This window comes from Flavobacterium sp. JP2137 (assembly GCF_050562195.1).
GTDB lineage: Bacteria > Bacteroidota > Bacteroidia > Flavobacteriales > Flavobacteriaceae > Flavobacterium.
Map to the genome: position 1 here is coordinate 356245 of NZ_CP191647.1, position 25620 is coordinate 381864.

Genomic DNA, 25620 nt, shown 5'->3' on the forward strand with positions numbered 1-25620 from the left:
TTTATCTCACAAATATTTTATAAAACTGAAATGGGAAGAATTAACAATACTTATTTAACACGTTTTTTGCTTATTCCGTTTTTTTTAATGATATGCAATTCCATAATCGCACAAGATTTAAACAATATTAATAAAAAGAGTGATTTTTTTAATCACGTTAAATTTGGTGGTGCCTTAGGATTAGGTATTAGCAACAATTACACGGATATTTTATTGGCTCCGAGTGCTATTTATCAATTCTCCCCCACTTTTGCTCTTGGCCTTGGGATTCAGGGGAGTTATATTCAAAGAAAAGATTTTTATAAATCGTGGATGTACGGTCCCACTTTTGTCGCTTTAGTCAACCCAATTCCAGAAATTCAGCTCTCTATGGAGCTGGAACAGTTGCGAGTAAACAATACTTACACCTATGTCGTGCCCAATTACAACGATGATTTTTGGAATACCGCTTTGTTTTTAGGAGCGGGTTACCGTTCCAACAATGCCACTATAGGTGTAAAATACAACGTGCTCTACAAGAAAAAAGACCATGTGTACAACACCGGTTTTATGCCGTTTGTCAGAATTTATTTCTAAAACACACTTTTTGCCATTCGCGCCTGAGGATGACAAAGGTCAATTCCCAGAGGTAGTCGTCAAAATTCAGTCCCCGAAGCTGCAGTTCATCCACTACGGCTTCGGATACATCGATTCGATACAACAGGCTGGAAAACTTAGATCCGTCCGTTTCGGCCAACCTCAACAATTGCCCGTGCAACTCCTCTACCAAAGCGGCAGCTGTAGTCACTCGCTTTAAGACCTCCAACTGGGTCGCCATCAGAAAGTCCTTTTGCAATTGGTGTAGCAGTTGCGTGAGCAACTCCTGATTCTCTACGTTTTTCTCTAAATAGCGAACGGCTTCTAACATCTCTATAACTTATACTTCTCGGCCCATCAGGTTTTTGCTAAACTGACGTAAAACCTCTTTTTTGCTGTCTTCTATATCGATCAACTCCAAAACGCTTAGGGCTTTTTGGGTGTAGGATTCAATGAGTTCGGTCGAATCCACTACCGAACCCGTCGATAAAAACAGGGCTTTTACCGCGTTTATCTTTTGTTCTTCATCATCGGCAGTGTTCGAATACGCCGCGATAAGCTGTTGCTTTTCCGCTTGGTTTGCCCGTTGCACCGCACGCAGGTATAAATAGGTCTTTTTGTTTTCCAAAATATCTCCCCCGATGCGCTTGCCAAAGGAAGCCACATCGCCAAAGGCGTCTAAGTAATCGTCTTGCAACTGAAAGGCAATTCCCAAATTCAAGCCGAAGTCGTAAATCAAATCGGCATTTTTATCGGAAGTCTTGGCTACTATGGCACCCATTTTTAGGGCAGCACCCACCAAAACAGCGGTTTTGTATTCAATCATCTTGAGGTAACCCGAGATTTCTACATCGTGGCGGTCTTCAAAATTAACATCCCACTGCTGTCCTTCACAAACTTCAATAGCCGTTTTGCTAAACAATTTAGCCAATTCCTTAAACACTACGGGTTCGTAATTCTCAAAGTACTGATAGGCTAAAATCAGCATCGCATCACCCGATAAAATTCCGGTATTTACATCCCATTTTTCGTGTACGGTTTGATGGCCTCTTCTCAAACTCGCCTGATCCATGATGTCGTCGTGAATCAAGGAGAAGTTGTGAAAGAGCTCAATGGCGGTAGCCGCTGCCAAAGCCTCTTTGGCTGTAGAGCCAAAAATCTCCGCCGCCATCAAGGTTAAAACCGGTCTTATTTGTTTGCCCCCCAGAGACAAGATATATGCGATTGGCGCATACAGTTCTTCGGGTTTACCAGTCAAAGCAATAGCATCTATATGTTGTGCAATTTGATTCTTATAATCGATTATGGATTGCATTTATTTATTTTTTTGGTAAAAGTAACCGTTTTTTTTTACTTCGCCTAACATCTGTTCAAATGTTAAAATTATAAAAAACTACGGAAACTATAATTGTGTTTGCAGTTTCCTGATTATCTTTGCCTCAAATAAAAGCATCATGAAAAACGATATTCTTGCCAAAGCCATGCAGCTCTTTTTAAATCTTGGATTTAAAAGTGTGACTATGGATGATATTGCCAGCGAGATGGGAATATCCAAAAAGACAATTTATCAGTATTACACCTCCAAACCCGATTTAATCAAAGCCACCGTAGACTATTTCAACGATGAAATCAATGAAAAAGTCTGCCTAGTGACGACCTTAGACTTAAATGCTGTGGACGAATTGATGCTGGCACATTCCAAAATCGAGGAGCTGTTTTTTATCAAAAACTCCTCGCCTTTATATCAGCTGATCAAGTATTACCCCAAGATTGCCACAGATATAAAGACCCGACAATTGCAACGCTTTGAGCACTTAATCACGCAGAATATCGTCAAAGGGGTTGCCGAAGGCCTGTTTAGAGCCGATATCGACGTCCGTTTTATCGCGCGCTTATTCTTTGCCGGTTGTGTGTATTTAGACGATGAAGATTTTTTTCCCAACGATTCGTTTTCCTATATCCTCATACAGAAAATCCATTTAGAACTACATATACGCAGTATCGCCACCCCAAAAGGCATAGCCCTTTTGGAATTAAACTTAGAAAAATCCCGTACCAATGAATAAAACCAAACTCACCATCACCTGCTTGCTTTTCGGTATGATGGCTCAAGCGCAAGAGCTCAGGCTGACCCTTAAAGAAGCGATCAATTATGCTTTAGAACACAAAGTAGATGCCAAAAAAGCCCAATTAGATGTAGAGAACAGCCACTACCAAATTCAGGAAGTCCGCGCCTTAGCACTGCCCAACATCAGTGTGGAAGCGGGATTAAACAACAGTCCGCTCTTGCAACAAAGCGCGCTTCCCGGCGAATTTTTCGGTCAACCCGGAGAAACGGTGCTCGTTCCCTTTGGTCAAAAGTGGAACAGTACGGCATCGGCTACCCTGACGCAAACCATCTTTAACCAATCGGTTTTTACCGGTTTAAAAGCGGCAAAAACCACTCGAGAATTTTACATTATCAATCGAGAACTCACCGAAGAGCAATTGATAGAAAAAGTAGCGCAAAGCTATTACCAAATCTATCAGTCCAAAGAAATGCTTAAAACCATTACGAGCAACCTCAACAGTACCGAACGCATCAAGGGCATCATCGAGGGCTTGTACAACAACGGTTTGGCTACTAAAATAGACTTGGATCGAACCAAGGTGAGCTTAACCAATATCAGATCCAAAAGACAGCAGAGCATCAATGCGATACAACTGCAGGAAAACTCGTTGAAATTCCTGATTGGAATGGACTTGAATACTGCAATTAGCTTTCCGACCGACACCTTTGAAATCGATGGCACTGCCCTTTCGAACGAGGTGAATATCGATCAGCGCACCGAGCTACAACTCTTGAGAAAGCAAGAGGAATTGTTGTCTTATAAAAAGAAATCCATCGTAGCGGAATACTATCCGTCCCTAGCGCTTTTTGGCAACTTTGCCTATCAGGGTCTGGGCGAAGAGCTCCCGTGGTTTAAAAAACCCAGCGACGGGGTGAATTGGACCAATTACGCCATGGTAGGACTTACCTTAAAAGTTCCGATTTTTAGCGGATTTGCCACGCGTTCCAAAGTGCGTCAGGCCGAGATAGATCTAAAGAAAACCGCCCTGGATATCGCAGATACGCGCGAAGCAATGGACTTGTCTCACAAAAACGCCACCACGCAGATTCAAAACTCCTTGATCACGATCAATACCCAAAAAGAAAATGTCAATTTGGCTAAGGACGTACAGGAAAACATTCACAACAACTACCAAAACGGCTTAGCTACGCTAACGGATTTACTCGATGCAGAGAACGCCTATACCGAAGCGGAAAACAATTACACCAACGCCCTGTTGGACTATAAACTAGCTGAAATCGAATTAATTAAAGCTCAAGGAGCATTGAAATCTTTAACAAAATAATTAAAACGCCCACATGAAAAATAAAATTATAACTGGAATCGTATTAATCGCTGTATTGGCAGGGATTGTTTTAATATTAAATAAGAATAAAGCTCAAAACGAGGCGGAAACCGCTATCGTTGCAGAGAAAAACGCCTCGGTTGCGGTACGTGTAGAAAGCGTGCAAAGCGGTGTAATCGACGCGCAATACATTGCCAACGGCAACTTTATACCCGAACAAGAACTCACCTTGTCTGCCGAAACACCGGGTCGCGTAGTCCGCGTATTGGTACAAGAGGGTTCGGTGGTCAAAGCCGGACAAACCCTAGCTGTAGTCAATGGCGATCAACTAAACGTCAGCGTGCAAAACGCACAGGCCACTTATGCTACGGCACAGGCCGACGCCGCGCGTTTTGAAAGCGCCTTTAAAACCGGTGGGGTTACCAAACAACAATTGGATCAGGTCAAATTGCAGTTGGAAAACGCCAAAGCCAATTTGAGATCGGCTCAAATTACGGCAGGCGATGCCAATATCAAGGCTTCAATCAGCGGAATCATCAACAAAAAACACATCGAACCGGGCACTTTTGTATCGCCGGGTACTCCTTTGTTTGAATTGGTAAACGTCAGCAGGTTAAAACTCAAGGTAAACGTCGACGAAAATCACGTAGCCGTTTTAAAAATCGGCGATGTCATCAAGGTCAAAGCCAGTGTTTTTCCCGATAAGGTATTTGAAGGAAAAATCACTTTTATCGCTCCCAAAGCCGATGCTTCCTTAAACTTCCCCGTGGAGATGGTGATTCAAAACAATGCGAATAACGAGTTAAAAGCCGGTATGTACGGATCGGCCATCTTCAATCCCAATGCAGACAAGTCCACTCCGGTACTCACCGTATCGAGAAATGCCTTTGTCGGCAGTGTGAGCACCAACGAGATTTTTGTGGTGCAAGACAGTACAGCCCAATTGAGAAAAGTAATTTCTGGCAGAAACTTTGGCGACAAAGTAGAGATATTGGAAGGATTAAAAGCTGGTGAAGTAGTCATCATCAGTGGACAAATTAACCTGATTGACCAAACTCCAGTGAACATCATTAAATAAGATCCAATATCTGTAAACAATGAAAATATCCGAAATATCTATAAAACGCCCGAGTATCATTATTGTACTCTTTATCATCTTGATGCTGGGCGGTATCTTTAGCTACAAAAATCTGAGCTACGAATTGATTCCCAAATTCGAGGTCAATGTTGTAACTATTTCTACGGTTTATCCAGGAGCTTCGCCTTCTGAGATTGAAAACACCGTGACCAAAAAAATTGAAGATGCGATTTCCTCATTGGAAAACGTCAAGAAGATCGAGGCCAAATCGTATGAGAGCTTGTCTGTAGTTATCGTTACTTTAACTCCAGAAGCCGATGTGGATTACTCCTTAAACGATGCGCAAAGAAAGATCAATGCCATCTTAAAGGATTTACCAGACGATGTGGATCCGCCTTCACTAAACAAATTCTCGTTGAGCGATTTGCCGGTTATGACCCTCGGTATTACCAGTAATCTGGACGAAAAGGAACTCTACGATTTATTGGACAAAAAGATTCAACCCATTTTCTCGAGAATCGGCGGTGTAGCACAAGTCAACCTCATCGGTGGACAAGAACGCGAAATTCAAGTGAGCCTAGATCCCAAGAAAATCGAAGGTTACGGATTAAGCGTTCCGGCTATTCAACAAATCATTTTGGCTTCCAACTTGGATTTCCCAACAGGAAACGTAAAAACCCGAGAAAAACAAACCCTGATTCGACTGTCTGGAAAATACAAAAACGTCGAGGAATTGCGAAACTTGGTCATCAGCTCTGCCAACGGTATTCAAATTCGTTTGGCCGACGTTGCAGACGTACAAGACAGTCAGAAAGAAGTTGAGAAAATTGCGCGTTTGGATCAAAAGAACACCATCTTGCTTCAGGTTATCAAACAATCGGATGCCAATGCGGTATCGGTAAGTCAGTTGGTCAAAAACACTATAGAAACGGTTCAAAAGGATTATGCCGATCAGAACATCGAAGTAACCATTGCCAACGACTCCAGTGATTTCACCTTGGAAGCAGCCAACTCGGTGATGTTTGACTTGTTTTTGGCTATTGTTTTGGTGGCTTTTGTGATGTTGTTTTTCCTACACAGTTTGCGAAATGCCGTTATCGTAATGATCGCGATTCCGCTTTCTTTGATCGCTACCTTTATCGGTATTTACTTAATGGGCTATACCCTAAACTTGATGAGTTTATTGGGTCTGTCTCTAGTGGTGGGTATCTTGGTCGATGATGCGATTGTGGTTATTGAAAACATTCACCGCCACATGGAAATGGGTAAAAACAAGGTTCGTGCTGCCTATGACGGGGCTTCGGAAATTGGATTTACCGTAACTGCTATTACCTTGGTAATTGTGGTCGTATTCTTACCGATCGCTATGAGTACGGGATTGGTGGCTAATATCATTACACAGTTTTGTGTTACCGTAATTTTTGCTACACTATTGTCGCTTTTGGTATCCTTTACCATAGTGCCTTGGTTGTTTTCACGATATGGAAAAATCGAACACATCAATGCCCGTAGTTTTATCGGAAAAATCTTAAACGGCTTTGAAAGAGGTTTGGAAAAATTCACGCATTTTATCTCCAACTTATTGGTTTGGGGGTTAAAGAGCCGAACCAATAAAGTCACCACTTTAGGTATCGTTATTGTGATGTTTGTCGCTGCTTGTTCACTATTGCCTCTGGGTTATGTAGGAGGGGAGTTTTTCCCGAAAACCGACAAGGGAGAATTCTTGGTTCAAATAGAAATGGAAAAAGATGCCTCTGTGGAAAACACCAACTTTATGACGCAGCGTGCAGAAGACTTTTTGCGCACTAAAAAAGAGGTGGTTACCATGATTACTACCGTAGGACAATCGTCTGAAGGTATGGGTGGTACACAGGCTACCAAGTATAAATCGGAAATTTCGGTGACCCTAACCGACAAATCCGAGCGTAGCGAAAGCTCGTTTATCTATGCGGCTCGATTAAAAAGAGAGTTGGAAAGAGAATTGGTCGGAGCCAAAGTAAAAACCGTACCGGTGGGATTGATGGGTGCCGAAGATGCGCCACTAGCCTTAACGGTAACGGGAGCCAATATGGAAGACGCCATGGAATTTGCCCTGCAAGCGCAAGAGCAATTGCGAAAAATACCGGGTTCTTCAGACATCAAATTGACCTCAGAAGACGGAAATCCAGAGATTAATGTATTGGTCGATCGCGATAAGATGTCAGCCTTGGGTTTAAACCTACAAACAGTGGGTATAACCATGCAAACGGCCTTTAGTGGAAATACCGATGGCAAGTTTAGAGCGGGAGAATACGAATACGATATCAACATTCGCTTTCAGGAGTTTTCAAGAACCAATATTGACGATGTTAAGGCGATTAAATTCACCAATTCGATGGGTCAAAACATCAAATTGGAACAGTTTGCCGATGTGAGCTACGGTTCAGGACCTACTTTATTGGAGCGTTTAGACAAGAGCCCTTCGGTAACCATACAAGCACAAACCATCGGACGACCGACGGGAACCATCGCCGCAGATTGGGAAGCGCAGTTTTCTCAATTGGAAAAAAAACCGGGTGTTGGCTATAAATGGGGTGGAGATATGGAGAACCAATCGGAAGGATTTGGTACTTTGGGAATTGCTTTACTCGCCGCTATTATCTTGGTTTATCTGGTTATGGTTGCGCTTTACGACAGTTTTGCCACACCGTTTATCGTGATCTTCTCCGTACCGCTTTCGTTTATCGGAGCCTTACTCGCGATGGGATTAACCAATACCTCATTAAACGTGTTTACGATTTTGGGAATCATCATGTTAATCGGATTGGTTTGTAAAAACGCGATTTTATTGGTGGATTTTGCCAATCACCGAAAGGAAGCTGGAGACAGTACCCACGATGCGTTAATCGCTGCCAACCACGCGCGTTTGCGTCCGATTTTAATGACGACTATTGCCATGGTAATCGGTATGATTCCCATTGCCCTTGCCAAAGGTGCGGGTGCTGAGATGAACAACGGATTGGCCATTGTAATTATCGGTGGTTTATTGTCGTCGCTATTCTTAACCTTGGTTATCGTACCGGTTATCTATTCGATTTTCGACAGTATTTCCAGACGTATGGGCAAACACGAAAAGGTAAAATACGAAGAATTGATGACCGCGGATTACGTGGTTAGCGAAACCTTTATCGATGAATTTGCCGCCAAGAAAACAAACGAATAAATTTCTAAAATACAGTTAATTGTTAGTTGCAAAATCCCGATGCCTTTCCCAATAAGGCTTCGGGATTTTTTTTGTTTTAGTCCCATCAAAGCGCCTAGTTTTTTTTATCGCGTTTCAATGCTTTGATAAAAACGGACGGACGCACGGCCTTAAATTGTAAAAAGGCATTGGAAAACTTCTGAGCCGTTTTAAATCCAGCTTCTTTTGCGATGCCCTCTATGGTGTATTTTAATAGCTGCTCTTCTGTCTTTAATCTATTATAAATAAATTCAATCCGCAAACGATTGATATAAGCCGAAAAATGGCTTCCCTTTGTCGTATTGATGACTTTGGACAAATATGCGGTGTTGGTTTCCAATTTTTTTGCCAAAGTACTCAGCGTAATTTCCCGATCCAAAAACCCCTTTTGCGCTTCAAAATTTGCCAACTTCGTTAAAATTGCCGCTGTTATTTCCCTTTTTACATCGACCGTAGTAGCGGGTAGACACTTGCGCATATCACTTTCGGGATTCAAAAGCCAAGCGGTAACCGCTTCTATTAAGGTGCATTCCTGTCGATTCTTGAGTTTGTATAGCCAATAGAGCAAAGCTCCTGCCGCACTCATAAACAATAAAAAAGCCGCTAGCACGTATAACCTCCACTGCTTTAGAGATGTTTCCAGCGATGCTTTTTCATATAGCAACTGCCTTTTTTCGAAGAATGTATATAAATTGTGATTGAGTTCGTCACAGTTTGTCATCCCTATGCGATTAAGATATAGCAACCGAGTAGTAAAATACAAGTGTTCTTCTTTGTTACCATTTTTCCCATACACCTCTATGGCCTTTTCATAACCGCATCGCAATTCCGCATCGGCATACATCAAGTGCCTTTTCACTATAGAATCCATAGACAATAATGCTCCTAATCCCTTGCGCTCTTGTCCAATTTTTAAAAACCCAAACCCTATATCTCTGTAGATTCTACTTTGCAAAGCGGGTTCGGTTTTTAGCAAGGGATTATTTAAATGATCCTGCAACCGAGCTATAGCTCGGTTTGGATAAGCGTCGAGATCCGACTTGGACTCAAAAACAGCGCATTGAAGCCGTTCCCATTCATAGAGATTATCGTCTTTTTTGATGATGTTATTTGCCTTGACCAAGGCTTTCTTCAACAATTCGATTTCGCCCAATCGCTCGTAAACACGCATTTTCCAAATGAGCACCTCTAAATAGATTTTTGGACAACCTGGCAACTGCGTTTTTTCAAGGTAAATTTCGCATTCATTCCATAATTTCAATGCCTTATCATACGATTCAACATGGAAATACACAGCGGCGATAGCAATATTGGTTTGGCAGTTACAAAAGCTTTCCTTGACTTTCGAATAAGGTTTTAGGGCTCTTATAGATTTTCCTAAAGCCACTTTAAAACTGCGGTCATAAAGATGCGTAGTGTCTAAATTATCACTGCAATCAGTCCCCTCCCAAATCAAAGCGCAGGCTACTTTTTGTTGCTCCACTTGGGTAGTAAACAGATTTAAACCGTTTAAAACGCCTTTGGCACGTACCAACTCACTACCAACTGTTAACGTTGTTGCACCTCCAAACAGCGGATTCTCTTTTGGGGTTAATCCAATTGTCACCCCTAAAAAGACCTCGTTACTTTTTTTGTAATAGGGAATAGCCAAGGTATTGCGTTGTCCCAAAACTATCGCCGAATTAAAAAAAACAATTAAAACAAGTTGCTGTCTACACTTCATTCACAACGAATTATTAATATTTACTCGCCAATTTTAATAAATATAAGATTTTTAATACTAAAAATAAGGCTATACAATACATTAAAAGCAAAACAAACTTGCCATTTATAAATGACACTATAAATAATTTGGTTTATGGCCGATTGGTTTATATGGTTTTGTTGCGTAGTGACGCTATGGTATTCTTAAAAATTAGTTTGGTTTTTTTGAGCGCAACGCTTCCTTTTTACACAACCACGACTGAAGTTTTCGGAATACTGAACTTAAAATTAGTTGTTATTTATAAACCACACTTACTCTTTTTTGTACGTTCAAACGCTTTTTCCTACTTTCATTGCTCTGTTGTTTAGCAACATCCGAATAATCTCGACTTGCAAGTGAGAGCGTCCAACGAAGAGATTTTATGACTTTAAAAGATCGTCCGCAGTTTTTAACCCCAAATATTTAATATTATGAAAAAAATATTTTTCAGTCTCATCGCTGTGCTGAGCTTTACTATAAGTTCGGCAGCGGTAACAGATACAAAAGCTATGTCGACCTTAACAGAAAGTGCTCAAACCGCTACCGTATCTCAAGCCCTAGCCAGCGAAGGCATCATCATTATTGGTGACGATGTTATTATAATCATTTATTAATCCTCCGACTTCCCGTTGGAGGCTAAAATCACAACGATTATGAAATATGTTATTTTTCTTGCCCTTTTTATATCGGGTACTGCGCTACAAGCGCAATCCTTAGCTGTAATTTATAAGGAGACCCAAAATCTCGACCGAATTAAGAAACAACTGAACGACCCAAAATTAGAAGCCTTAGTCTTGGAAAAAGTAAGAGCTCTGGATGCCGAAATGAAATTAACCGTGCATTCGCCGGAGAGCATTTACAGTCACATTTCCCCCTCAGCATCCAAATCAAATGCCCGTACTGTGTATAAAAATTTCGCTACTGAGCTACTCGTTTCAGAAGAAAGCATCCTAGACAGAGCCTTTATCATTGAAGAATCCCTCGAAAAACCCCAATGGACACTTGACAATGAAGAAAAGACGGTTTGTGGACTACTATGCCGTAAAGCGCAAAATCAATTTGGAGAAATAGCTTGGTATTCCACGGAAATAGCTCTAAGCGATGGTCCATCAAAATATTATGGTTTACCCGGACTCATCTTGGAAGTGGAAACGAAAAGCAAAAAAATAACCGCTGAAAAGATAGAGAAGTCAACCGTAGAAAAAATAAACATGCCAAAGGGAGGCAAAAAAATTAGTCGAGCAGCGTTTAAGAAGTTAAAAGATGAAAAACTCAGTGAATATGGCGTATCCGAAAACAACGATGAAATCAAAGTCATAAAAATGTAAAAGAGATTCATGATTAAATCGCTAGCCCTTTTACTGATACTTTTGTGCGTCAACTCCTATGGTCAAACACGCCTATTTGGAACCGTCATCGATGAACAAAAAAGCCCCCTGTCTTTTGCCACGGTGTCTCTTTTACAAAAAAAGGATTCCACTTTACTTGCCTACCATACCACCGATGAACTTGGACATTACCAAATACACAGCGACCATACGGGAGAACTGCTGATACAAGCGAGTTTCGTCGGATACCAATCCGAATTCAAAAAAATCACGATCAACGACAGTACTTCCCATTTACAAGACTTTATCTTAAAACGAGATAGTAGCCTACTCGATGAAATATTAATCAAAACAACCAACACTGGCACTCAATACGCGTCCGACACCATCCGTTATCGGGTAAAAAACTTCGTCGACGGTACGGAGGTGAATTTAGAAGATGTATTGAACAAACTCCCCGGCTTAGAAGTAGACGAAAAGGGCCGTATTAAAGCCAGTGGGAAAACCGTCGACCAGGTACTGATTAACGGCCAAAACTATTTCGCTAACAACACGCAAATTGCCAGTAAAAACCTCCCAGCAGAAAGCATTGAAAACATTGAAGTACTCAACAATTACAGCGAATACTCCCTTTTAAAAGGGTTTCAATCTAGGGAGCAAACCGTGATTAATGTCGCGGTAAATCAACGTTGGATTGATAAATTATCCGGAAAAATATCGATTCACGGAGGTGTAAAAGACGCTTATGACACCAAGCTAAACCTGATGACCATACAGCCGAAATACTTTTTAACCTTATTGAGCTCGCAGAACAGCATTGGCAAAGAGGTATTCAGTATCGAAGATTATCTTAAGCTACAAGGAGGTCTTGGCGAAGTCTTGACCGAAGACCATAGCATCGAGTTGTCCGAAGAAGAAAAACAACTGCTTAGTCCGCAAAAAAACAAGTACAAACAGGCCAACGGACTAAGTGCTTTAAACTTTAATTACCAACCCAAAAATCATTTTAAAATCAATTCGTACCTGCTCTACCACCACAATAAAAGCCAATGGCGGTATTCGAATTTATACACCTATCCGCACGATGTTTTTACAGAAGAAGAAACCGTTCAAAACGATTTAAGTCGATTATACACCGCTGCTGTAAAGATTCACTACGAAAAGTCTCCGAAAACCACCCTGGCGTATAATGGAGTTATTTCTAACCACCGCCTTACTCAAAACAACGACATAGACTTTCAGTTTACCCATACAGCCAATCACTTTTACGAAGACAGAACCAGTAAATCACTAAAAATCAACAACAATATAACGGCCATAACCCAGATAGCGGACAATCTCTTGATCACGGAGGGAAAAATTAATTACCGCCAACTGCCCGCTCACTACGCCTTGCACTATGATTCTCTATTTTACACTCCAGTTACTTTCTTGGAGCCAACTTTTAAGCAGCTAATACAGCAGCGCAATAGAAAGGACATACAGTTGGGTGGAAGCTTAGCGTTTTTATATAGACTTGGCGACCAACACTTTTTCCATGTCAAAGCATACACCGAATTGACATCGAGTACCTCGATTACAAAATTAGATCAGAACCCTGCCTACACTCAAGACATCAACGATTTGCATTTACAAACACATGGATATGGAAGTGCTATTAGTTGGAACAAGAACAAAGGTCTGCTTCGCTATAAGGTAGGCACGGCCTTTGATTTTTACAATTTTAAAAAGAACAGCGCCACCTCTGCCTCCCTTTTTAAAATAAATCCCTTTGCGAATTTCTCCTTATACCTTGACGAAAAACATCATTTGAATTTAAGCTACCAAAAAAAAACCAAGGCCAATGAGGTCGACTTATTTATTGAGAAACCGATTATAGAAAATTTTAATACCTGGTATGTTCCCGGTACGTTCCTTGAAACGCATTATTCAGAACAAGACTTCAAACTGAGATACCATTTCTTCGAATCCTTTTCTAACACTTTAATTGTCGCTATTTTCAACTACCATATCCAACAACACCCCAGCACTAAAAACATCACCCATGATAAGTTTGTCTCGACTTATGAACGAATTGCATCACCTCAAACCAAGCAGTTGTATCTCAACCTACTCGTCAACAAGAACCTCAACGTCATACCATGGGCAGTAGTACTAAAAGGCAGCTACTTAAAACACCGTTTTTACAACTATATAAGCGCACGAGAAAACAAGCAGATTGTAGGTAAATCTACTGTTGGACTGACCCTAAAAAGCAACTACAAAAAACCCCTCAACACCGAAGTGTTTTACCATTTTGAATATCAAAAAAGTCAGTCCACCATTCACCCTCCATTTCATCAGGCGGTTCAAAGCTGGGGAGCCAAATTAATTTATAAAATAAATAAAAGTTTACTATTTGATCTGCAATACGCATACAAAACCAACACCTTGTCTCTCTACGATCGAAATACTTTTTACTTATTAGAAGGCAAGCTGTCGTACAAAATGAGCAAGCGCTTTGAATTGTCACTCATCGGCGACAACCTATTCCACCTGAACAAACTGGACTGGAGTACGATTGGCTATCGAGAAGATTATATCATTAAAAACAACTTCGCCCAAATTCCTGGTTATGTACTCCTAGGGGTCAACTACACATTATAAATTCTGAGGCTTATACTTATTTTCTATGGGCTTCATACAAATCCCTGTTTATTTCCAAAAAAACTTCCATCAAAAAGAGCCACCGGCACCGCCGCCGCTGAAATCACCACCACCCATCTTCATCGGTGCTTCTTGACTTGCTCCGGGTTTCAATCCCAATTGGGCCGCCACAATCAGTGCTTCTACATGGATAAAATCCGTATCGTCGGCGAGTCGATCGGCTTCAAACGTCAGTCCGGTTTGCTTGTTCTTCAATCGTTTAACAAGAATAAAGGTCAGGCCAAACAGCAGCAAGCCACCCAAAGTAAGCCACCAGGCTCCCGATAAGAAGGCCGTGAGTTGTACTAAGTTATACAGCGAAAAAGCCAGGGTGAATAAACCCAACCACAAGCTGCCTTTGTCGCGTTGTTTCACCCCCAGGGCGATATAACTGAGCGGTACGGCAAAAGTCATAAACCAGTAAAAATAATCGATATAATGCAACGAGACTACCATATCCGAAGCCTCAGCCATATAAAAGTAAAGCGAAAAATTAAGAACGATGACCATGTTTCCCGAGAGGTAAAACAACAAAAGACTGTAATACCACCCCCAGGTCCACAGTGCGGAATAAACGTCCGCTTTTGTCCGTTTTCGAAGCGTATAGAAGCCCAAGCCCAGCAAAGCGGCAAACGCCATCATCGCGAAAGAAGCTAGGGAAACCTTTTCTTCCACCAGCCAATAGACTGCGGTAAAAGTAGCGAAAACACAGGCTGCCACAAGCGATACGACATTGAGGTAGCGAAGGGCGCATAAGCTCGTGACCACGAGTACACCGATGCCCCAAAACCAGATTGTCCATTGTTCGGAATAATCCAGAGCTTCCAGTACAATTAAGACTCCAGCCCCTGTGGCCAATTGGAAACTCCACAAAAAGGCATCGTCCAAGCCATAACCGAAATACTTCTTACTGCGCACCATCCACTCCAAACCCACCAAAGTGATTGCCGCAATTACAAAGGCAATTATTCCAGCATCGTGCAGCGAAAAGGCAAAAAGAGAAACGACTCCACCGATCGAAGCGCACAATATAAGTCCCACCAAAAGCAGTCCCGCTCTGAGTAGCAAACGCGGTTGCTTCTTTAAGGGGGGCAATTCGCTTTCAATCATGCGGTATTGCTCTTTATTGATAAAACCGCCGTCATACAAATTCAAGGCTTCTTCTACCAGCAGGGTATTTTCCAGGTCTGTTTTATTATATGCGATCATCGGACAGTTGTTTGTTGAAATTCTTAATTAGCTTGATAAACCACACGATTAAAGCGATAAAGTACAAGGGGGACACCATTAATAGTCCTTCGAAAAGATCGTCGAAGACATCGAAATAATCCAGCGTTCTAAACACAAAACCGGTAAAGCCGATGTAAGCGTATAAAACGGTGCAGACGAATAGGCTTATCGAGGCATTTTGGTAGGAGGCTCTGTAAAAAAAGTAAGAAGACGCGACAAGCGGAACGATATACCACCAGCCCGATTCTTGAAACAGGTTGCTCAACAAGGACAGGCTAATCAGGTGCAAGGCAAAGGTGAGATACACCAGATTAAAGTGTTTTTTCAAATTTACTTTAGCGGCATAAATCGACCATAAGACGAGTACTACACCGAGTAAGACGGCCGAATAGCTCAGGGTTTTGTCGTCGTAAAATTCGCTTTGAAACAAGGCTTGTGGAGAAACGGTTAACCCCACATAAGCGGCCAAGCCCGTAACACCTATCGAGAGTGCACTTTTATTGTCGAAGTAATAGGCACAAGAGAAACAAATCAGCACCGGCACTATGGTTGCCAATCCGTAATGCGACCCAAAGGCGTTGTATTGAAATTGCAGATAGGCCACAAAAACACAAGACAAGGATACACCAGCCAAGACGAGGTAATCAAAAACGGGGTTGTCAAAAGCCGTCTCGTCGCGCTTAAAGCCCGCGCTGTTTTTAAAGGCAAAATACAGGCAAACCGCCGCGATAACCACCAGCAAACCCAATATGGAAAGATGCCCAATGGTATCGATATTTTGATAGATCAAGAGCCCTACACCCGAGGTAAAAAGCAAGACTGCCCCATATAGTAAGGCTTTCAATTCCGTGCGAACGGAAAAGATCTTGCGACTGCGGTAGGCTTCGATTTGCTCAAACTGATTGGCTGTAAGCAACTTTTTTTCCAAAAGTTTTTGCGCATAGACTGTTCTATTATTCTCCATGTTTTACTATAAAATATCAATCAAATGTAATGTTTTATTTTTAGGACGGATTTATCGGCGGGATTTTATCCAATTTTAATTGTGAATCTCGAAAAATTAACCGTTGAGATTTTCCTGGCGATTAGCGGTAAAAACCATAAAAAAACCCAAATAAAATTTATTTGGGTGGTGGTATTCGCAGGGTGTTGTGGTATCGCGATTACTCGTCATATACATTGCCGTAGGTATTGCCCGGTACGGCAAAAAACTTGGCATCCACATAGCGGTAATGCCTGTCTAAGGCATTGATTTTCGCGACCTCCTCATCGGTCAAGATACATTGCACACTCTCCAGGTTTTGCACAATCCTTTCGGCATTGGTCGATTTGGGAATAACCGCGGTACCGCGTTGCACTTGCCAAGCGATGAGTACTTGAGCCGTGGTACATTTTTTGGCCTCGGCTATTTGGGCGATGACCTCATGCGTCAGCAGGCTCGGCTCGTCGGCTTTTTTCGTAGCTGCGGCACGATCTCCGGATCCCAATGGGGAATAGCCCGTCAATAAGATATCGTTTTCTCGCGCAAACTGCAGCAAGTCGTTTTGCTGTAAAAACGGGTGTAATTCCACCTGATTCACCTCTGGCTTAACCTTTGCTTTTTGCAATAAATCCGAAAGCTTTAGCACACTGAAATTCGAGACTCCAATGTGTTTGGTCAATCCGAGTTCCAAGGCTTCTTCCAGCTTGGTCCACGTTTCGATTATAGGCACCTCTTCCAGCGAAAGAAAATCGGCGGCAGAGCTGGGCTGTACACCGTGCTTAAAGGCCACGGGCCAATGAATCAAATACAGGTCTAAATAGTCCAATTGCAGGTCGCTCAACGTCTTTTTTAAGGCGGGTAAAACATAGTCCGACTGATGGGAATCGTTCCACAGTTTGCTGGTAATCCAAAGCTCTTCCCGCTTGACCACGCCCGCTTTAAACAAGTCGGCCAAGGCTTGACCTATTTCCGCCTCGTTGCCGTAAATTGCCGCACAGTCAATGTGTCTATATCCATTGGCGATAGCGGTTTTGACCGCTTCTCCTACCTCTCCCGGCTTCGATTTCCACGTTCCCAACCCAATAGCAGGCATTAAATCTCCATTTTTAAATTTTAATTGCTTCATTTTTCAGGTATTAGGTTAAAACAAACATACCTACTAAGTTACGCTTTTTCCAAGCCAACTAAAACTATTTTAAATGATTCTTAACACTTCGCATCGCTGCGCCCCTCGGGTAAACGATCGGCATTATTAGAGTCGCCGGCTTATCGTTTGACAGTGTTCGCAAGCGCACAACTTTTGTTCGCTTCCGAACACCATCCATCCGCAATATAAATCAAACCCTTACTAATCAATACCTTAGTCCATCATACCTTCTTGGCACAAAAATCTCATATACCTAGTGAACCCGCATTAGTTGCGGTTGTGCCATTCGGATAAACACGGCTTTGACGCAGTAAAACAGTCTCGACAAAAGCTGCTATCCACAACGTTTTAAAACCTATGATTATGAAATGCTTAAAATTGTTTTTGTGTTTGATGGTATTTGCTGTCGTTAGTCCGCTAAGCGCGCAGCATCACCTCCGCGGATCGCTTTATGACCTCAAACAACAGCCCCTTGACTTTGGAGATATTCGCCTCGTTCAATCCGACACCGACCGGGTATATCAGACCTATACCGACAGTTTGGGTACCTTTGACTTTGCCGATCTGAGCAGCGGTATTTATGTTTTACAACTGGTTGAATTCGGAAATATACAGGAGCAAAGAGAATTGCAAATCGACAGCGATATCGATTTGGGAACTTTTAGTCTTAGCAAAACGTCCCAACTCTCGGAAATCGTTATTCAAGGCAAGAAAAAGCTTTATGAAAGCAAAATCGACCGCACGGTTTTTAACGTGGAACAGTCGCTATTGGCCTCTAGTGGGGATGCCTTAGATGCGCTCAAGGCAACTCCGGGAGTGTCGGTTACCCACGACGATATCAAAATCATTGGAAAAAGCAGTATATCGGTGCTGATCAACGACAAGCTGGTTCAGCTCAGCGGGGAAGATTTAAACACCTTCCTCAAAACCCTCTCTGCCAGCGATATTGAAAAAATCGAAGTCATTACCACGCCTCCAGCAAAATACGAAGCCCAAGGCAACAACGGGCTTGTAAATATCGTTTTAAAGCCGCGACGCGCCAACGCGTGGAACAACAGCACCCGCCTCAATTACTATCAGGCGAGTTATGCCAATTTTAAATTTGGCAATACTTTTACCTATTCCAAAGACAAGCTCAGCGCACAGGTCAATTTGGATTTGGGCGACGGCTACCACAGTCGAATCGAGCGACTGACCAATGTCTATCCCGACGAGACGTGGATATCCGTGGACCCCGAGCGCACACAGGGCAAGCAATTCGGCGCTAAAATCAACCTGGAATATCAGTTCACCAAAAAATCCAGCCTAAATGTGCAATATATGAAAAACAACTACGACCGAGAAACGATTTGGAACTACGCCCATACCGACGTATTCGATCAACAGCAACAGCGCACTTCTGAGGTGTTTACTTCTGGCCATTCCCGAGGAAAGGATCGCTTTGAAAATTTTAACCTCGGATACGATTACAAGATGGATACGCTGGGGAAAAAACTGCGTTTGGACCTGGATTACTTCAGCAATGACAAGTACAACACCCGCCCTTTTGAGAGCGAGCACAACTACGTCAACACCGCGCTACCTCCTTCCCTGACTAGAGCGACGAGCAATGGCGATATCGACATCGATGTATACAGTGCCAAACTGGATTTTGAACATCCGATGAAGGCGTTTAAACTCGACTATGGCGCCAAGGTCAATTGGATTAAAACCGCTTCGGATTCAAAATACTTTGACCGCATCAGCGGACAACCCATAGCCGATCCGAGCAAGAGCGATTGCTTTGACTATAAAGAACAGGGACAGGCCTTGTACTTGAGCGCCACTAAAGACTGGACGCCCAAATGGAGCAGTCAACTCGGTTTGCGCATGGAGGCCACGCAAAACACAGGCACTTCACACACCCTTGCGCAAACGCAAAAGAAAAGCTTTTTGGATTTTTTCCCCACCGTGTACCTACAGTATAAACCAACGGAAAACCACAGTATCAGCCTCAACTACAACAAGCGCATTAGCCGCCCTTCCTTTTGGGCACTAAATCCCTTTAGATGGTATATCGATGCCTACAGTTATTCCGAGGGAAATCCGTTTTTAGAGCCTTTTAACACCCATAAAGTAGCACTGTCTTATACCTATAAGAACAACTGGAACACCAAGGTGGAATACAGCCGCACCACCAACGCCATTACTCAGGTACAAAACATCAATGAAATCGACAAAACCCGCAATTTCACTCAGGAAAACTTTTACAATGTGGACAGCTATGCCTTCAATCAGAGCTATACCTTTTCCAACTATCCGTGGTGGCAAAGCATTAACGCACTTACGGTAACCTGGTCCAGATCAACGCTAAACGACGATATTAAACAGGTGTATCAAGTGCAAAATGGGGCGAATGCCTTTGTATCGAGCAACAACAGCTTTAAAATCACTCCGCAATTAGCGGTGGAAGCCAATGGGTATTTCAGCTCGAAAACCCACTATATGATTTATAAAGTCGACCCCAGTGCCAACCTCGATTTGGGCGTGAGTTATAAAATGCTGGACGAACAATTAAAGTTTAGCCTCAACGTCTATGACGTGTTTCGAACCAGTGCTTCTAAGGTCTATACCAACACCGGAGAAGTCCAAACCACCTTTAACAATTATTACGACAACCGCTACGCCAATTTGTCCCTTACCTATAGCTTTGGAAATAAAAATATCAAAGCCCAAAAAACGCAAAGCGGCGACGAGGAAGCGCGCAATAGAATGTGAAAAAAGCCATAAACCGTCCTTTAGCGCACACTAAGTGTGCGCTAGTGAACAGCTTTGTTTTTGAATTACCCCTAATCAACTAGATACAAAGCAGTTATATTACATTGAATTTACGGCACGAAAATCCCCTTATATACAGCAATTACTTATAATAAAAACTATGAAACTTCTACCTGTATGCCTCGCGTTAATTTTGTTTGTTTTTTGCGGCAGTACCGCCCAAGCACAAAATCAAGTATTCGGTATTTTACAAAATAAGGAAGCGCAACCGATCGACTTCGGGGAAATTCACTTAACGGCCACCGATACCGACGAGGTGGTTCAAGCCTATAGCGATGTGGCGGGTGTCTTTCGCTTTGAAGGCGTGGCGGATGGCGCCTATAGCATACAATTTTTATACTTGGGGGTCGTCTATGAAGCGCGAGCGCTAAAGGTGCTGGGAAACCTCGATTTGGGTGTAGTGCCCATCGACAATCAGTCCCAGCTTTCAGAAATCGTCATCGAAGGCAAAAAAAAGCTGTTTGAAAGCCAAATTGACCGCACGGTTTTTAACGTGGAAAACTCCATCACCGCCTCCACTGGCGATGCTCTGGATGCGGTTAAAGCCACCCCTGGAATTATCGTAACCCAAGACGATATCAAAATGGTGGGCAAAAACAGTATTGCAGTGATGATCAACGACAAAATCGTTCAACTCAGCGGGGAAGACCTCAACAATTACTTAAAAACCCTATCTGCAGACGACATTCAAAAGATCGAAGTCATCACCACCCCACCTGCCAAATACGATGCCCAAGGAAATAGTGGTTTGCTAAACATCGTCTTAAAGAAAAAGCGAGAAAATGCGTGGAGTAATTCGGTGCGACTCAACTATTTCCAAGCGACAGATGCTTATTTTAAGTTTGGCGACACCTTTACCTACTCCAAAGACAAGTTTAGTGCCCAAGCCAGCTTGGATGTTACCAAGGGAAAAACGCGGGGCATAGAGCGCTTGACCAACTACTTTACCGACGAGACTTGGGTGGCGGAAGACCTGTCGAAAAACCGGCTCAACAACTTATCTGCCAAGGTTTCAATGGACTATCAACTCACTGATAAATCGAGTATAGGCCTGCAATACCTACACGGTATCTACAACAATACCGCCATTGAAGACATTACGCATACCCACTTATACGACCGTAATGAGGTGTTGTTTTCGCAGCTGTTGACCACGGGTGGTGCAGACCGGAAAGACCTCTTTGACAACCTCAACTTCAACTACGAATACCAAATGGACACCCTGGGCAGAAAAGCCACGGCCAATGTCGATTACTTCAGCAGTGACAAGGGCAATTACCGGCCGTTTGAAAGCGATCAGTTCTACCTATCCTCGCCTTTACCTCCTGCCTCGATGAAGGCGACGAGCAGCAGCGATATGGACATACAAATCTACAGTGCGAAGATCGATTTTGAACATCCGATGAAATTCCTAAAACTGGATTATGGGGTTAAAGCCAACTTTATTCGAAATGCCTCGGATTCCAAATACTTTGACCGTATTACGGGAAGTCCGATAGAAGACCTTAGCAAAAGCGACCGCTTCGACTATAGGGAAAATACCCAATCGCTATACCTCAGCGGTTCCAAAGACTGGAATTCCAAATGGACTACGCAGCTGGGCTTGCGCATGGAAGCAACCCAAACAGAGGGAAATTCGATTGCGATGAATCGAACCGATAAACGCGATTTTATCGACTTTTTCCCCACGGTTTACCTGCAATTCAAACCCACGGCAGCGCATTCGTTAAACTTCACGTACAGCAAGCGCATCAACAGGCAGTCCTTTTGGGAGCTCAACCCCTTTAGGTGGTATGTCGATGCCTATAGCTATTCCGAGGGAAATCCGTTTTTAAAACCTTACAACACCCACAATACAGCGTTGTCCTTTACGTACGCCAACAATTGGACCACCAAAGTTTCCTTTTCGAAGACCTTGAACGGCTCTTTTCAAATTCAAAACATCGATGAACAGACCAAATCCAGAACCTTTACCCGCGAAAACTTTTACGATTTGGAAACCTATTCGATCAGCCAAAGCTATACTTTTTCCAAGTACAACTGGTGGCAGAGTGTCAATATCGTCACGGCTTCCTATTCCAAAATATCCAATATAGATCCCGCGAAATCCATGCACCATTTGCTCAACGATTCCGGCTTCTTTTTCTCGACCAACAACTCCTTTAAAATAGATTCGCAGTTGTCTCTAGAATTAAACGCCTATTTCAGTTCCAAAACCAGCTTTCTCGTATATGCCATTGACCCGCAAACCGACGTGAGCTTTGGCGCCAGTTACAAAATGATGGATGGAAACCTGCAACTGAATTTGAGTGTGAGCGATATTTTTAAAAGCAGCGAATCCCGATTGTATACCTCAACCACTACGACGCATACCATGGTCAACAACAAAAACGAAACCCGTATGCTGCGCTTTGGCGTCAACTACCAATTCGGCAATAAAAACATTAAGGCAAAAAGCACGCAAACCGGCAACGAAGAAGAACGCAGTAGAAGTTAACGGCAAACGGCCCGTTTTAATCGACAAAAAAGGATCCTAGCGGATCCTTTTTTGTCGGTTTTACTCTGCGGCAAAGCGCTTGAATTGATCGGTGAAATGGGTGTTGCCATTTCTCGTATCAAATCGATCTGCCAAATCTGCTGCTTGCTGGTAGTAATGCACGCGTAAAGCGGCTAAATCATAGATGCCGTCTGGCTCGTAATAGGCCATTTTAGGCGAAATGTTTAAGGTTTTTTTGCCGCCTTCTTTTAACATAGGCAACATGTGTATCGCAAAGTTGTAGCGGTGTACATCTTCCGAGTCTATTTCCCATTCGGAAATTTTCTCAAAATACGCCCAGCTTTCCTCCTGTTGTGTATGGTGCATATAATACATCAATATCGTCATGGCAAAAAAGACCGAAGTGTCGTAGGCATCGCTTTTGTCGTATTCCTCCATCGCCATGTCAAAATACAAAGAAGCGCGCTCGTCTCCCGCTCGTACCAGATAATAACACAGGCAGCAAAACGTTTGAAACGGCATGGAATAACAGCTGAGTTTATGGTGAATTAAATCATAAGCCGTAGCGATTGCGTGGTCCATATTGCCCTCTAGCAATTCCAATTCAACCTTGGTATCCAACTCACAAGCGGGGCAATTGGCCATGTCGTCGACCATTTCTGCATCGGCCAAGGCTATGCTTTCTCGAGTTTGAGCATAGTCGCCCAAATGCAAATACCAAGAGGTCATCACGTTGTGATAGGCACGTGCCGTATAGCCGTTGCGCTCCAATCGAAGGCGTAAATCATCGCTGATCTGCAAGATTTGTTCTTTGGATATGGCGGTATTTCTACAGGCCGAAGCGACCATCCATTTGTATTCCCATAAAAAATCGGATTCTTCAAACAAATCGGGATCGCTATCGCGGGCATGGAGCAGCCACGCAAAGGCGGGAAAGCTCTCTTGACACTTCGAGGTGTTTCGCTCTTGTCGGATCAGGTCCAATCTCAGATCAAAACCCCACTCGATATCGTTATGCATATCGGCAATTTGTATCGCTTCTTTTAGCACGCGAATCTTGTCGTCAAAATGGGGTAAATCCGCTACCTTTAAAAGGATTTTTTGTATTTGTAAATTGTGGTTCATCGTCACTTAAATTTTAGGTAAAAATTGCGACATCCCCATGATCAACAATTGGTATAGGGCGTCGTTAAACACATCCATTTCTTTTTTATTAATGGTATATCCCCCCAGCATCAAGGCTTGGATATACATGATTTGAATCACCGCTTCAAACAAGAGTTCGTCGTCGATATACACCAGCTGCTTGATCAGGTCATTGCCCTGATTAAAGCAGAGCGTAGGCAGTACTTTTTCATCTTTGATAAAGTGCTGTAAGGTCGATGCAAACGGATTGGCCGTTGCCGTCAGTCCCTTGATGTTCTTGTTGCTCAAAGCCTCTTCGTTGGCGATGTAAAGGGTGGGTGTGTCTTGGGGTTTGAAATTCTTTATCGCTACCCGACAAAACTGTTTTTGCAACACCAAATCGGCCCGTTCTACAAAACGCTTGAACTCCGCAGACAAATCAAGGGCTTCCTCCAATTCGTCCAGCAAGTCTTGCGGAACTATACGGTCAATTTTCAGCTGCGCATCGGCCCTTTTGATGCGTTCAATCAAATCCGACTCATAACTGTAGGCCGCATTGATCACCATTTTGTTTTGGGAGCCCGCTATACGGCGTAACTGTCTAAAATCGTCTAAAGACGGGGTATAATAGAGCTGTTGGCCGTATTGCTTGATGTCCTGAAAGGACAGCAACCCCTTATTGGTTTCAAAGGGTAAATAATCCAAAAACAGCGTCATGATTTCCGTATCTGCCGCCGCCAGGGCTTTGATGTATAAATGATGTACGGTGATCAGCTGCTGTATTTTTTTGGCATCGGTCATCGACAACACCTTGAGGTAATCCTTAAAGCAATCGCTCAATTCCTTTTTGGTCTGCTTTAAGACGGCATTATTCATCAACGACTCTCTGGAGGCCGTGGGCTGTAAGGCATTGGTATTGATAATACAACGCACAAAAGACGACCATTCCGGCAGTAGGTTTGTCGCCTGATCGCAGAGATACATGCGCTTTAAAAATATTTTGTGTTCCTTAGTCGAGGAAAACGACACCTTATTGGGAATGACATAAGCCACCCCTTGCAGTTCGCCGGCATCGGATTCCAAGCGAAAAACATCGAGAAAACGGGTTTTAAAAACCGTTTTACCGTATTCCATCAACGCGTCTTTAGAGGCGTCTTTATCGAGCCAAATCGGATGGCCATCGAGCACTTCTTCCCGTTCATCTCCCTCGCAAAAAACCACCTTAATCGGTAAGGCACTGCCGTAAAACAAAACGTTTTTCCGAATTTCGTCCCTGCTAAAAAGCGATTTCCATTCGGGTTTGGCCAGTAAAATCACTCGGGTCCCGACTTCGGGTAAGGCTTCCATGGCCGCTACCGTATAGGTACCGTCGGCCCGGCCCTTCCATCGGAACGATTCCCCCTTGAGCAAGGAGCGCGATTCCACTTCGATTTCTTCACTGACAACCAAACACGACAGCAATCCAATTCCAAACTTGCCAATGAGCTCTTTGTCGACCAAAGCCCCCTTTTTGGAACTCTGTCCGATCACGGATAAAAACTGGTGCATATCGGCTTGTGACAGTCCGATGCCGTTGTCTTGAAATACGATTTTGTCTCTTAAAAATGTCACGGTAATCTGCCCCTGCACATCGGGATCGATTCCCTTGCGCATCGTAACGGCATCCATGCCATTTTGAAGCAATTCTCGAATGAATACCGTAGGGGAACTGTAAATATGTTCGGATAATAATTCGATCATCCCCTTCATATTTACCTGAAACTGATACTGATTGTTTTCTTCCATTTTTATAATG

Annotated in this window: 18 protein-coding genes; 10 read left to right on the forward strand and 8 right to left on the reverse strand. The window is 43.0% G+C overall.

Going from position 1 to position 25620, the window contains the following annotated elements; all coding sequences use genetic code 11:
* The first annotated feature begins 30 nt into the window (after positions 1–30).
* Positions 31–576 (forward strand): hypothetical protein, encoded by a 546-nt coding sequence (locus tag ACQZ43_RS01525; protein ID WP_430614074.1) that lies wholly within the window; start codon positions 31–33, stop codon positions 574–576.
* Here the strand turns inward: ACQZ43_RS01525 and ACQZ43_RS01530 are convergent.
* Both ACQZ43_RS01530 and ACQZ43_RS01535 read right to left on the reverse strand, forming a co-directional pair.
* Positions 560–907: a hypothetical protein gene (locus tag ACQZ43_RS01530; RefSeq protein ID WP_430614075.1), complete on the reverse strand. Its 348-nt coding sequence runs from the start codon at positions 905–907 to the stop codon at positions 560–562. The genes ACQZ43_RS01525 and ACQZ43_RS01530 overlap by 17 nt on opposite strands.
* Before the next feature lie 9 nt (positions 908–916).
* Positions 917–1891: a polyprenyl synthetase family protein gene (locus tag ACQZ43_RS01535; RefSeq protein WP_430614077.1), complete on the reverse strand. Its 975-nt coding sequence runs from the start codon at positions 1889–1891 to the stop codon at positions 917–919.
* A gap of 139 nt (positions 1892–2030) precedes the next feature.
* Here ACQZ43_RS01535 and ACQZ43_RS01540 point away from each other — a divergent pair, with 139 nt between their 5' ends.
* The 4 genes from ACQZ43_RS01540 to ACQZ43_RS01555 are packed head-to-tail and all read left to right on the forward strand — an operon-like array spanning position 2031 to position 8252.
* Positions 2031–2642: a TetR/AcrR family transcriptional regulator gene (locus ACQZ43_RS01540; protein WP_430614079.1), complete on the forward strand. Its 612-nt coding sequence runs from the start codon at positions 2031–2033 to the stop codon at positions 2640–2642.
* On the forward strand, positions 2635–3972 hold the full coding sequence (locus ACQZ43_RS01545; RefSeq protein ID WP_430614080.1) for a TolC family protein: 1338 nt from the start codon (positions 2635–2637) through the stop codon (positions 3970–3972). Before ACQZ43_RS01540 ends, ACQZ43_RS01545 begins: the two co-directional genes overlap by 8 nt.
* Positions 3973–3985: 13 nt before the next feature.
* Positions 3986–5050 carry an efflux RND transporter periplasmic adaptor subunit gene (locus tag ACQZ43_RS01550; RefSeq protein ID WP_430614081.1) on the forward strand — a complete coding sequence of 355 codons (1065 nt, stop codon included), beginning with the start codon at positions 3986–3988 and terminating at the stop codon, positions 5048–5050.
* A gap of 19 nt (positions 5051–5069) precedes the next feature.
* The gene (locus ACQZ43_RS01555; RefSeq protein WP_430614083.1) at positions 5070–8252 is read left to right on the forward strand and encodes an efflux RND transporter permease subunit; all 3183 of its coding nucleotides are present in this window, start codon (positions 5070–5072) and stop codon (positions 8250–8252) included.
* A 94-nt stretch (positions 8253–8346) separates the two neighbouring features.
* Here the strand turns inward: ACQZ43_RS01555 and ACQZ43_RS01560 are convergent, their stop codons facing one another.
* Positions 8347–9993, reverse strand: a complete 1647-nt coding sequence (locus tag ACQZ43_RS01560) for a helix-turn-helix domain-containing protein (protein ID WP_430614084.1) — start codon at positions 9991–9993, stop codon at positions 8347–8349.
* A 452-nt stretch (positions 9994–10445) separates the two neighbouring features.
* On the opposite strand from ACQZ43_RS01560, the gene ACQZ43_RS01565 reads away from it, so the two are divergent.
* Genes ACQZ43_RS01565 through ACQZ43_RS01575 form a run of 3 tightly spaced genes read left to right on the forward strand, consistent with a single transcriptional unit; the run spans position 10446 to position 13988 of the window.
* Positions 10446–10628 carry a hypothetical protein gene (locus tag ACQZ43_RS01565; protein WP_430614086.1) on the forward strand — a complete coding sequence of 61 codons (183 nt, stop codon included), beginning with the start codon at positions 10446–10448 and terminating at the stop codon, positions 10626–10628.
* A 39-nt stretch (positions 10629–10667) separates the two neighbouring features.
* A complete protein-coding gene (locus tag ACQZ43_RS01570) occupies positions 10668–11342 on the forward strand; it encodes a GLPGLI family protein (RefSeq protein ID WP_430614087.1) in 675 nt (224 codons plus the stop codon).
* 9 nt (positions 11343–11351) lie between these two features.
* Complete coding sequence (locus ACQZ43_RS01575) at positions 11352–13988, forward strand: carboxypeptidase-like regulatory domain-containing protein (protein ID WP_430614088.1); 2637 nt, start codon at positions 11352–11354, stop codon at positions 13986–13988.
* Positions 13989–14057: 69 nt separating this feature from the next.
* On the opposite strand, the gene ACQZ43_RS01580 is transcribed toward ACQZ43_RS01575, so the two are convergent.
* From ACQZ43_RS01580 to ACQZ43_RS01590, 3 genes are all read right to left on the reverse strand, one after another.
* Positions 14058–15236 carry a hypothetical protein gene (locus ACQZ43_RS01580; protein ID WP_430614090.1) on the reverse strand — a complete coding sequence of 393 codons (1179 nt, stop codon included), beginning with the start codon at positions 15234–15236 and terminating at the stop codon, positions 14058–14060.
* Entirely contained in the window at positions 15223–16221 is a 999-nt protein-coding gene (locus ACQZ43_RS01585; protein WP_430614091.1) for a DUF2157 domain-containing protein, read from the reverse strand. The genes ACQZ43_RS01580 and ACQZ43_RS01585 overlap by 14 nt, the downstream gene beginning before the upstream one ends.
* 199 nt (positions 16222–16420) lie before the next feature.
* On the reverse strand, positions 16421–17365 hold the full coding sequence (locus ACQZ43_RS01590) for an aldo/keto reductase (protein WP_430614092.1): 945 nt from the start codon (positions 17363–17365) through the stop codon (positions 16421–16423).
* Between the two features lie 384 nt (positions 17366–17749).
* On the opposite strand from ACQZ43_RS01590, the gene ACQZ43_RS01595 reads away from it, so the two are divergent.
* The gene (locus ACQZ43_RS01595; protein ID WP_430614093.1) at positions 17750–20143 is read left to right on the forward strand and encodes a TonB-dependent receptor domain-containing protein; all 2394 of its coding nucleotides are present in this window, start codon (positions 17750–17752) and stop codon (positions 20141–20143) included.
* 160 nt (positions 20144–20303) lie between these two features.
* Positions 20304–22700, forward strand: coding sequence for a TonB-dependent receptor domain-containing protein (locus ACQZ43_RS01600; RefSeq protein ID WP_430614094.1), 2397 nt, complete (start codon positions 20304–20306; stop codon positions 22698–22700).
* A 60-nt stretch (positions 22701–22760) separates the two neighbouring features.
* On the opposite strand, the gene ACQZ43_RS01605 is transcribed toward ACQZ43_RS01600, so the two are convergent.
* The gene (locus ACQZ43_RS01605; RefSeq protein WP_430614095.1) at positions 22761–23825 is read right to left on the reverse strand and encodes a hypothetical protein; all 1065 of its coding nucleotides are present in this window, start codon (positions 23823–23825) and stop codon (positions 22761–22763) included.
* Between the two features lie 6 nt (positions 23826–23831).
* Positions 23832–25610, reverse strand: coding sequence for an HSP90 family protein (locus ACQZ43_RS01610; RefSeq protein ID WP_430614096.1), 1779 nt, complete (start codon positions 25608–25610; stop codon positions 23832–23834).
* Positions 25611–25620: the final 10 nt, after the last annotated feature.